2 protein-coding genes are annotated in these 11821 nt (G+C 71.3%); one reads left to right on the plus strand and one right to left on the minus strand.

Going from position 1 to position 11821, the window contains the following annotated elements:
* Window positions 1-131: 131 nt before the first annotated feature.
* Complete coding sequence (locus CFB45_RS09395) at window positions 132-1877, minus strand: cyclic peptide export ABC transporter (protein WP_089425385.1); 1746 nt, start codon at window positions 1875-1877, stop codon at window positions 132-134.
* 273 nt (window positions 1878-2150) lie between these two features.
* On the opposite strand from CFB45_RS09395, the gene CFB45_RS09400 reads away from it, so the two are divergent.
* On the plus strand, window positions 2151-11813 hold the full coding sequence (locus tag CFB45_RS09400) for a non-ribosomal peptide synthetase (RefSeq protein ID WP_089425921.1): 9663 nt from the start codon (window positions 2151-2153) through the stop codon (window positions 11811-11813).
* Window positions 11814-11821: the final 8 nt, after the last annotated feature.

Genomic DNA, 11821 nt, shown 5'->3' on the forward strand with positions numbered 1-11821 from the left:
GGGACGCGCGGTGAATCGCCCCAGGGCGTTCTGCGGTCGCGCGACGCGCCGGCCACATTGCTTCCTGAAACGAAAATCACCGACGCACTGCCATGGCAGCGCGTCGGCGTTTTTTTCATCGACTTGCCGTGTTACGCGCTCAGCGCATCGACACCATCCTGCGCGCGAGACCGCGCCGGCGTCGTATCGCTGACGATGCGCCCGTTGTCCAGCTTCAACAAGCGGTCGGCGAGATCGAAGTAGCGGTCGTCGTGCGTGATCACGATCACGGCCTTGCCGCGCGCACGCAGCTCGGGCAGCAGTTGCTCGTAGAACACGGCCTTGAACGACGGGTCCTGGTCGGCCGCCCATTCGTCGAACAGGTAGAACGGCCGATCCTCCAGGTACGCGACGACGAGCGCGAGCCGCTTGCGCTGCCCGGTCGACAGCGCGCGGGTCGAGAACGCGCCGTCGACCACCTTCACCTTGTGATCGAGCGCGAGCTTCGCGACCAGCGCGTTCGCGCGTGCATCGGCCTGCGCGCGGGACGGATCATCGGGGTCGACGATGCCGAGCAACGCATCGAACAGGTGGAAATCGTTGAACACCGCACTGAAGCGCTGCCGGTACGCGGCGCGCTCGCGCCAGCCGATCGTGCGGCCATCGACCTCGATCGTGCCTTCCTCGGGTTCGTAGAGGCCCGTCAGCACCTTCGCGAGCGTCGTCTTGCCGCTGCCGTTGCCGCCGACGATGAACACGAGCTCGCCCGGCTGGATCGTCAGGTTGATCGGCCCGATGCTGAACATCCGTTCGTCGCGTTCGTGGAAGTACGCATGCGTGACGCCGCGCAGCGTGACGGCGCCGGCCGGCGGCACGTCGGGGGCGTCGGACGCGGGCGGCACCGTGCGCAGCGCGCCGAATTCGGCCATCACGCCTTCGATCCGCGTGAGCGACACGCGGGCCGCGTTGACGGTCGGCAGGTTGTTCAGCAGCCCGTCGAGCGGCACGAGCATGAACAGGAACACGACGACGTAGCCGGCGGCCGCGGCCGGATCGGCATGCACGCCGAGCTGCGGCCAGAACGACGCGATGCCGAGGAACACGTAGAACAGGAAGATGATCCAGCCGACCCCGACCGCATACGCACTGAACGCGCGGCGGCGGTGATCGCGCACTTCGCCGATCGCGGCGCCGAGCTGGCCGTCGACGAACTGGCGGGCGCGTTCATCGTGCAGCTTCAGCTCCTTCGCGCCGGAAAACAGCGAGCCGAGATAGCCGAACAGGCGATCCTGCGCCTGGCCGGCCGCTTCGAGCGCCGCGATCGCGCGGCGGTCGCCGGTGTGATAGCCGAGCGAGCCGGCGATGATCGCGGCCAGCGCGAGCAGGCACACCGGCCACGACAGCCACGCGAGATAGCCGAGGCAGCCGAACACGATCGAGCCGTGCATGACCAGGTTCGGCAGCGCGAAGAACAGCATCGACACGTTGGTGGCGTCGTCGGTCAACACCGACTGCACGGGCGCCGCGCCGATCCGCTCGATGTCGCGCAGCTCGGCCGCGCCGACGCGCCGCGCGAGATGCACGCGCAGCCGCGCCATCGTGTCCTGCGACAGGCGGGCAAACAGCGTGCCGGACACGATCCGCGTGACGAGTGCGATCACCGCGCACAGCGCGAAGCGCCACGCGAGCGACGCGTCGGCCGCGCCCGGCTGCGAGAGCGCGCGGTTCAGCGTCGCGACGAGCAGCACGCTCGCGACGCCGTTCAGCACGCACGCGGTGAGCGCCAGCGCGAGCGACACGCGGCTTTCGCGCAACAGCGCAAGGATCAGGCGCGCCGCGGGGCGGCCGGGGGAAGCGTCGAGGGACGGCGGGGAAGAAGGCTCGTGGGCGGCTGTCATCGGCAACGTCGGTAAAGGGAAGGCAAGCGAAAACGCGGAAACGGCAAAACTGACGCGAAAGCGGCGGGCGAGGCGGGGCCCCGTTCCGGCTTTCCTCCCTGATAGACGAACGGGCCGCGCAAATATTTAGCGGCCCGTTCAAAAAAAGCGTCCGCACGCGCTTTGCGCACAAAACGGTAAAAAATCGGCCGCGCCGTTCGTCACACCAGTGAAGCCGCCCCCAAGCGGCCCCGAGACTTGGCCGAAGCGGCCGGACCGAAGGACTTCACGCACATGACGAGTTTCCCGACTGCGCTGCATCACCGAATCCGCGAACTGGCGCGCGTCGCGCCCGACGCACCCGCCATCGCGGTCCCTTTCCAGAATGACTTGCGCCTGTCGCGCGGCGCGCTCGACGCGCGGGCGTCGCGGCTGGCCCGGCAACTGCGCGCGGCCGGCGTCGGCGCGGAAGTGCGGGTGGGCGTGTGCGTCGAGCGCTCGGGCGACCTGTTCGTCGCGCTGCTGGCCGTGCTGAAGGCGGGCGGCGTGTTCGTGCCGCTCGATCCGCGTCATCCGGCCGCGCGCCTCGGCTGGATCGTCCAGGATGCGCAGTTGCGGCACGGGATCGTCGACGCGGCCGGCCGCGCGGCGCTCGGCACGCCGTTCGACCACACGTTTGACGCGGCCGGCGGCGCGGCGCACGGGCAGGAGATCGTTGCGGATGACGAAGCAGTGGCCGTCCACCCGCGTGCGGCCGCCTACATGATCTATACGTCGGGTTCGACGGGCACGCCGAAGGCGGTCGTCGTCGAACACGGGCCGCTCGCCGCGCACTGCGACGCGCTCGCGGCCGCGCTGCCGATCGAGGCCGGCGACCGCCTGCTGCATTTCGCATCGGTCAATTTCGATGCCGCGCACGAATGCTGGCTCGCGCCGCTCGCGACCGGCGCCAGCATCGTCGTGGCGCCGCCGCAGCCGTTCGCGCCGGATGCCGCGCATGCGCTGATGGTGAACGAATCGGTCAACGTGGCCGCGTTCCCGCCCGCGTACCTGCGCGAATTCGCGGCGGTGGCCGCGCGCGACGGCGTACCGCCGGCCCTGCGCGTGCTCGCGTTCGGCGGCGAAGCGCTGCCGCAGCAGGCGTTCGAATTCGTGCGCGGCACGTTCCCGTCGGTACGCCTGATCAACGGCTACGGGCCGACCGAGGCCGTGATCTCGCCGATGCTGTGGCCGGTCGAGCCGGGCGAGACGCCCGTGCTGGCCGCCGACGATGCGTATGCGTCGTTGCCGATCGGCCGCGTGATCGGGCCGCGCGTCGCGCGTGTCGATGGCGGCGAGGCCGATGGCGTGGGTGAGCTGCTGCTGGGCGGCGTCTGCGTCGCGCGCGGCTATCACGGCCGCCCGGCGCTGACGGCCGAACGCTTCATTCCCGATGCGGACGGCGCACCCGGTGCGCGCGTGTACCGCACCGGCGATCTCGCACGGCTGCGCGACGACGGCGCATTCGATTACCTTGGCCGCCTCGACGACCAGGTTCAGGTGCGCGGCGTGCGTGTGGAGCCCGCTGAAATCGCCGCGTGCCTGCGCTCGCATCCGGCCGTGGCCGACGCGGCCGTGGTCGCTGAAACCGGCAACGGGCCGACGCGGCTGATCGCATGCGTCGCGCTGCGTGCGGCGGCCGACGATGCGGCGCTGAAAGCGCATGTGGCCGCGCAACTGCCGGCCGCCTGGCAGCCGCACCGGTTCGTGCGGTGCGATGCGCTGCCGTATACGCTGAACGGCAAGCTCGACCGTGCCGCGCTGCGCGAGACGATTGCCGCCGCGCGCGATACCGCGCAAGGCAGCGGCGACGCACCGCGCACGCCGACCGAGCAGCAGCTCGCCAGCCTCTGGCAGACGCTGCTCGGCCTCGACGTCACGCCGTCGCGTGACGACCGATTCTTCGCGCTGGGTGCCGATTCGCTCGCGGCGATGCAGTTGCAGGCCGCGATCCGTGCCGCGGTACGCGTGAACCTGCGGCTCGACACCCTGTTCGCCGATCCGGCGCTCGTCGAACTGGCCGACGCGGTCGATCGTGCGGAGCGCGAAACCGGCGAGCCGCTCGCCACGATTTCCGCACGCCGTGTACCGGCCGATGCGGCCGTGTCCACCGCACCGCATGTCGACCGCGCTGCATCGCTCGCCCAGCAACGTTTCTGGGTACTCGCGCAAACGCGCGATGCAAGCGCCGCGTATCACATCGCCGCACACTGGACGATCGACGGCACGCTCGATCGCGCGGCGCTGCAGCGCGCGCTCGATCACGTGATCGGCCGCCACGAAGCCTGGCGCACGACACTCGTCGACAACGACGACGGCGTCGTGATGCAGCGGATCCACGCCCATTTGCCGGTGTCGATCGCCGACCTCGACCTGCGCGACCAGCCGCCCGCCGCGCGGGACGCACAAGCCGCCCGTCTCGCCGAGCGCGAGGCGGCCGAGCCGTTCGACCTCGCACGCGGCCCGCTGCTGCGCGCGACGCTGGTTGCACTCACCGACGACCGTCACCGCCTGCTGCTGACCGCCCATCACGCGATCACCGACGGCTGGAGCTCGCGCTGCGCGTTCGACGAACTGTCGGCCGCCTATCGCGCGTATGCCGACGGCCGCGAGCCGTCGCTGCCCGACCTGCCGATCCAGTACGCCGACTATGCGGACTGGCAGCGCGACATGCTGGCCGGCGGCGAGGGCGAGCGCCAGCTCGACTACTGGCGCGGCGCGTTGCGCGACGTGCCGGGCCCGCTCGCGCTGCCGGTCGATCGTCAGCCGGGCGCCACACGCACGCTGCAAGGCGCGCGCGTGTCGGTGCGGCTGCCCGACGCGGTCGCGGCCGACGTGCGGCAACTCGCGCGCGACGCGCAGGCAACGGTCTTCACGGTGCTGCTGGCCGGGCTCGACGCATGGCTGTCGCGCCTGACCGGCGCAACGGACGTCGTCGTCGCGGTGCCGGTCGCGCATCGCCAGCGCCCGGAAACGCGCGCGCTGCTCGGGCTGTTCCTGAATACGGTCGCGCTGCGTGTGCAAGTGGCGCCGACGCTGCCGTTCCGTGCGCTCGTCGATGCGACGCGCAAGGCGGCGCTCGATGCGGTCGCGCATCAGGACGTGCCGTTCGAGCGGGTCGTCGATGCGGTGAAGCCGCCGGTCAAGCGCGGCGACGAATGGCTGCGCGTGAAATTCGCGCAACAGTTCGACGCGCGGCACGACAGCGTGCTGCCGGGCGCGACGGCCGTTGCCACGCCGGGGCCCGACCTCGCCGCACGCTTCGATTTCGCCGTGGATTTCACCGACGATGCGAATGGCATCGAACTGGTCGCGGCCTATGCGACCGACTGCATCGACGCCGACACCGCGCGGGCGTGGCTCGACAGCTACGCGGCGCTCGTCGGTGCGGCCGCGCGCGATCCGCACCAAACGACGGCGGTATTGCCGTGCGACGCAGCGGCCGCTTCGCGCCAGCCGCGCGACGGCCGTGCGCTGCGCGTCGAACATGCGGACATCGTCGCCGCGTTCGCGCGGCAGGCGGCCGCGTATCCGCACCGCATCGCGCTCGCCGATGCGTCGGCGTCGCTGACATTCGCCGAACTCGACGATGCGTCGAACCGCATCGCCCGCGCGCTGACCCAGCGCGGCGTGGCCGCCGAAGCGTCCGTCATCGTCTGCATCGAACGCTCGGCGCGCTTCGTCGTCGGCCTGCTCGGCGCGCTGAAGGCCGGTGCGCTCGCCGTGTTGCTCGATCCCGCGCAGCCTGCCGCGCGACTGGCCGCGGCGGCAGCAGACTGCGGCGCGCGCTGGGCGCTCGTCGCGGACCCGGCGGCATGGCCTGCCGGCATCGACGCACAGCCGCTCGACGTCGACGCGCTCGCGCAGGACGCGACGCTCGCACACGCCACCGGCGTGCGCATCGCACCGCATCCGGAGCAGGGCGCGTACCTGATCTATACGTCGGGCTCGACCGGCACGCCGAAGGGCGTCGTCGTGTCGCACGGCGCGCTGGCCGACTACGTGCAGGGGATGCTCGACGAACTCGCGTTCGCACCGGACGCGTCGTTCGCGATGGTGTCGACCGTCGCGGCCGACCTTGGCCATACGACGCTGTTCGGCGCGCTGTGCGCGGGCCGCACGCTGCACCTGCTGCCCGCCGCATGCGCGTTCGATCCCGACCTGTTCGCCGAAGAAATGCGCCGCCGCGACGTCGGCGTGCTGAAGATCGTGCCGAGCCACCTGCAGGCGCTGCTCGACGCACGTGTACCGGCCGACGTGCTGCCGCGCCACGCGCTCGTGACGGGCGGCGAAACGCTCACGTGGGCACTCGTCGCGCGCCTGGCCGCGCTGGCGCCTGCCTGCCGCGTGATCAACCACTACGGGCCGACCGAAGCGACTGTCGGCGCGATCGCCTGCGACACGGCGTCGATCGCTGCCGATGCGCGCAATCCGGCGAGCGGCGTGCCGCTCGGCCTGCCGCTGCCGAATGCGCGCGCGCTGGTGCTCGACGCGTTCGGCGCGTGCGTGCCGGCCGGTGCGACGGGCGAGCTGTACCTGGGCGGGCCGGGCGTCGCGCGCGGCTACCTGGGGCGTCCGGCGCAGACCGCCGAGCGCTTCGTGCCCGATCCGTTCACGCCCGGTGCGCGGCTGTATCGCACGGGTGACCGCGTGCGCTTGCGCGCGGACGGCCGCCTCGCGTTCCTCGGCCGTATCGACGACCAGGTGAAGATTCGCGGCTATCGCGTCGAACCGGGCGAGGTGAGTGCGGCGGTGCGCGCGGCCGGCCCGGTCGCGCAGGCCGAGACGCTCGCGATCGAACACGACGGCCGCCTGCGGCTCGCGACGTTCGTCGTGATGCGCGATGGCGCGACCTTCGACGAGGCTGCCGTGCGTGCGGCGCTTGCCGCGAAGCTGCCCGACTACATGGTGCCGGCGCAATTCGTGGCACTCGCGCGCCTGCCGGTGACCGCGAACGGGAAGATCGATCGCGCGGCGTTGCGTGAACTGGCGGTCGCCCCGGTCGTGACTGTCGCTGGCGATGCACCGCAGGGCGCGGTCGAAACGGTGCTCGCCGAAGTCTGGCAGGCCGTACTGAAAGCGCCGAAGGTCGGCCGTGACGACAACTTCTTCGAGCTCGGCGGCGATTCGATTCTCGTGCTGCAGGTGATCGCCCGCGCGCGCAAGCGTGGTGTGCGCTTCACGCCGAAGCAGCTGTTCGACGGCCCGACGGTCGCCGAACTCGCACGTATCGCGAAGACGGAAGCCGTGACTGCCGCTGCCGCGCAGCCTGCCGTTGCCGCCGCAGCCAGCGCGCCTGTAACAGCCAAGGTCCTGACGCCCGCACAGCAGCGCTTCTTCGCGCTGGACATCCCGCATCCGGGCCACTGGAACCAGTCGGTTGCGTTCGACGTGCGCGGGCCGTTCGACGCGGAGGCATTCGCGCGCGCGTTCGACGCATTGCTGACGCATCACGACGCGTTCCGCCAGCGTTTCGCGCGCGACGCGGACGGCACGTGGCACGCCAGCGATGCGGCGAAGCCGTACGACGCGCTGCCGTTCGTCGAAGTCGCCGCCCGCGACGCAACCGACGCGCTCGCACGTTTCGACGCGTTGCAGCGCCGTCTCGACCTCAGCCGCGGGCCGCTTGCCTGCGCCTGCGCGGCGCGCTTGCCGGACGGCTCGACGCAGCTCTATCTCGCGATTCACCACGTGATCGTCGATGGCGTGTCGTGGCGCATCCTGCTCGACGACCTCGACACGGCCTATCGCGCCGCATGCGAACGCGCGCCGGTCCGACTGTCGCAGCCGGGCCTGCGCGCGGATGCATGGGCGGCACGGCTTGCCCGTGCGGCAACGGAACCGGCATCGCCGTTCGCGGCTGAGGCCGCGTACTGGGCCGGCATGGCGCAGGGTGACGACATCGTGCCCGATCATCCCGACGCAGCGGCGACGAACGCCGGTGCGGCCGTCGTCGTGCAGACGATCGACGCGGCCTTGACCCGCGCGGCGCTGACCGATGCGCACGCGGCCTATCGCACGCAGACGATCGAACTGCTGGGCGCGGCGCTCGCACGGGCGCTGGCCGGCGTGAGCGGTGCCGCATCGTGCCGTGTCGAACTCGAAGGGCACGGTCGCGAGGCGCTGTTCGACGACGTGGATGCCAGCCGCACGATCGGCTGGCTGACGAGCCATTACCCGGTGACGCTGCCGGTCACGGCCACGGCAAGTGACACGCTATGCGCGGTCAAGGACACGCTGCGCGCGGTGCCGCACAAGGGGCTCGGCTTCGGTGTGCTCGCGCACTACGGCGATGCGGCGACGCGTGCGGCGCTGGCCGCCGTGCCGCGTCCGCGCGTCACCTTCAACTATCTCGGCCAGTTCGACGCGCCGCGCGACGCCACGCTCGTGCCGCGCTTCGGCGGCACCGGCGTGGAGCGCGATCTACAGGGGCCGCTCGGCAATACGCTCGCGATCCACGCGTATCTCGACACGGATCGCGACGGCGCACGCACGCTGAAAGTGCACTGGGTCTACGGCGCACCGCAATTCGAGCGCGCGACGATCGACGCATTCGCCGAACGCTTCGCGGCGGCGCTGCGCGAACTCGTCGACGCGTGCGCGTCGCGCGTCGCGCATCGCGGCGGTGGCGCGACGCCGGGCGATTTCCCGCTCGCGCAGGCCGCCGGCCTCACGCAGGCCGCGATCGAGCGCACGCCGCTCGACTGGCGCACGATCGACGACGTCTACCCGTTGTCGCCGATGCAGCAGGGCATCCTGTTCCATGCGCTGTTCGCCCCCGGTCATGCCAGCTACGTGAACCAGCTCGTCGCGACCGCGGCAGCACTGGACGCCGACCGGTTCGCGGCCGCGATCGACGCGTCGATCGCACGCCACGACATCCTGCGCACGAGCGTAATGCCGGACGAAGCCGCGCCGCTGCAGTGCGTGCATCGCCACGCGCAAATGCCGGTCGAACAGCTCGACTGGCGCACCCGCGGCGACACCTTCGATGCCGATTTCGACGCATGGCTTGCCGCCGATCGCGCACGCGGCTTCGACTGGCGCGAGCCGCCGCTGATGCGGCTCACGCTGATCCGTGTGAGCGACGACGCCTGGCGCGTCGTGTGGACGCGTCACCACGTGCTGCTCGACGGCTGGAGCACCGCGCGCCTGCTCGCCGACGTGCTGCGCGACTATCGCGACCCGGATGCCGTGTCGCCGTTCGCGAGCCGCCCGGCGCTGCGTTATCGCGACTTCATCGCGTGGCTCGGCACGCGCGACCGCGACGCCGACGAACGTTTCTGGACCGAACGCCTCGCACGCCTCGACGCACCGACGCTGATCGCGGAACGCACGGCCGACCGCGCGGATGCCGACATGGTCACGTGGCGCGCGACGCTCGATGCCGACACGCTGACGCGTGCCGCGCTGACGGCGCGCGCACTGAAGCTGACGGTCAACACGCTGGTGCAGGGCGCGTGGGCGCTCGCGCTGCAGCGGATGACGCACCAGCCGGCCGTCGCGTTCGGCGCGACCGTCGCGGGCCGCCCCGATGCACTCGCCGACGTCGATTCGGTGCTCGGTCTCTTCATCAACACGCTGCCGGTGATCACGGCGCCCACGCCGCAGCAACGCGCGGCCGACTGGCTGCAAACGCTGCAACGCGAGAACGCGGCCGCCGCCGAGCACGCGCACACGCCGCTCGCCGACATCCAGCGCTGGGCGCGCGGCGCGGGCGGCGCACTGTTCGACACGCTGGTCGTGTTCGAGAACTACCCGGTCGACGACACGGCGCGCGACGCCGATCCGCGTGCGCTGGCATTGAGCGACGTGCGCAGCATCGAAGCGACCGATTTCGCGCTGACGCTCGTGATCGAAAGCGGTGCCGAACTGACGATCGACTACGGCTACGACACCGCGCGCATCGACGCGCGGCAGGTTGAAACGTGGCACCGCGCGTTCGTGTGCGCCCTCGATGCACTGGCCCGAACGCCGGATGCGCTGCTCGGCACGCTATCGATCGCCGACGAAGCCACCCGTGACGCACTGGCGCGGGCGCAAGACACTACCCAAGCATGGCCGGCGTCGCAGCAACGGCCGCTGCACCTGCAATTCGCCGAGGCGGCACGGGCGACGCCCGACGCGATCGCGCTCGAATACGCGGACGTTCACGGCGGCGTGCATCGCGCGACCTATCGCGAACTCGACGTCAGCACGTCACGCATCGCGGCGGCGCTGCGCCGGCGCGGCGTGCAGCCCGACACGCCGGTCGCGCTGTGCGTCGAGCGCTCGTTCGACATGGTGATGGCGCTGGTCGGCGTGCTGAAGGCCGGCGCGGCTTACCTGCCGATCGATCCCGACTATCCGGCCGAGCGCATCGCCTACATGCTGCGCGACGCGCGGCCGGCCGTCGCGATCACGCAGGCCCATCTGCGCGAGCAGGTCGAGGCCGCGCTTGGCGAGGGCGTCACGACGCAGCTGCTGACGGTAGCGGACCTGCTCGCCGACGAAGCCGAAAGCGACGCTGCCGAGGTGACCGCCACGAGCGACAACGCCCAGCTCGCGTACCTGATCTACACGTCCGGTTCGACCGGCAAGCCGAAGGGCGCGGGCAACACGCACGGCGCGCTCGCGAACCGGATCGCGTGGATGCAGCACGCCTACGGGCTGACGCGCGACGACGTCGTGCTGCACAAGACGCCGTTCGGCTTCGACGTGTCGGTGTGGGAATTCGTATGGCCGCTGGCGATCGGCGCGAAGCTCGCGATCGCCGCGCCCGGCGACCATCGCGATCCGGCGCGTCTCGCGGCCGCGATCCATGCGCACGGCGTGACGGTGCTGCACTTCGTGCCGTCGATGCTCGCCGCGTTCGCTGCGTATCTCGACGATTTCTCGGCCGCTGCACAGTGCGACAGCGTGCGCCTGATCGTCGCGAGCGGCGAGGCGCTCGCGCCCGAACTCGTCGCAAAAATGGCGCGGCTGCTGCCGAACGCGACGCTCGTGAACCTGTACGGGCCGACCGAAGCGGCCATCGACGTGTCGCACTGGACCTGCGGCCCCGACGACGCGCATGCGGCCGCGGTGCCGATCGGCCATCCGATCGCGAACCTGCAACTGCACGTGCTCGACGCGGCATGGCAGCCGGTGCCGGCCGGCGCGACCGGCGAACTGTATCTCGCGGGTGCGGGCCTTGCGCGCGGCTATCTCGGCCGTCCGGCGCTGACCGCCGAGCGCTTCGTGCCCGATCCGTTCGTGCCGGGCGCGCGCATGTACCGCACGGGCGACCTCGCACGCCGGCGCGCCGACGGCGCGCTCGACTATCTCGGCCGCGTCGACACGCAGGTGAAGCTGCGCGGCCAGCGGATCGAGCCGGGCGAAATCGAAGCATTGCTGCGCGCGGCGCCCGGCGTGAACGACGCGGTCGTGATCGTGCGCGACGAGCAACTGATCGGCTATGTCGCACGCGGCGACGCGGGCCCGCTCGACCGGGCGGCGCTGCTCGACACGCTGCGCGCGCAGTTGCCGGCCTACATGGTGCCGTCGCAACTGATCGAACTCGATGCGTTGCCCGTGACGCCGAACGGCAAGTGCGACCGTCATGCGCTGCCCGCGCCGGTGCGCGAAGCAGTGGCGGAAGTCGAGCTGGCGACCGACACCGAACGCGCGCTCGCCGGGATCTGGCAACGCGTGCTGCACGTGGACGCGATCGGCCGCGACGGCGATTTCTTCCTGCTCGGCGGTCATTCGCTGCTCGCGACGCAGGCCCATGCGCAGGCGAACCTGCACTGGGGGCTCGCGTTGCCGCTGCGCACGCTGTTCGACACGCGCACGCTGGCGCGCTGCGCGGAGGCGATCGACGCGGCCTGCGCGGCCCGCGGCGCGACCGATGCGGCGAGCGCGATCGATGCGCTGCTCGGCGAACTGGAAACCCAATAAGGACGACG

Origin of the sequence: Burkholderia sp. HI2500, assembly GCF_002223055.1 — a bacterium.
Classification (GTDB): Bacteria; Pseudomonadota; Gammaproteobacteria; order Burkholderiales; family Burkholderiaceae; genus Burkholderia.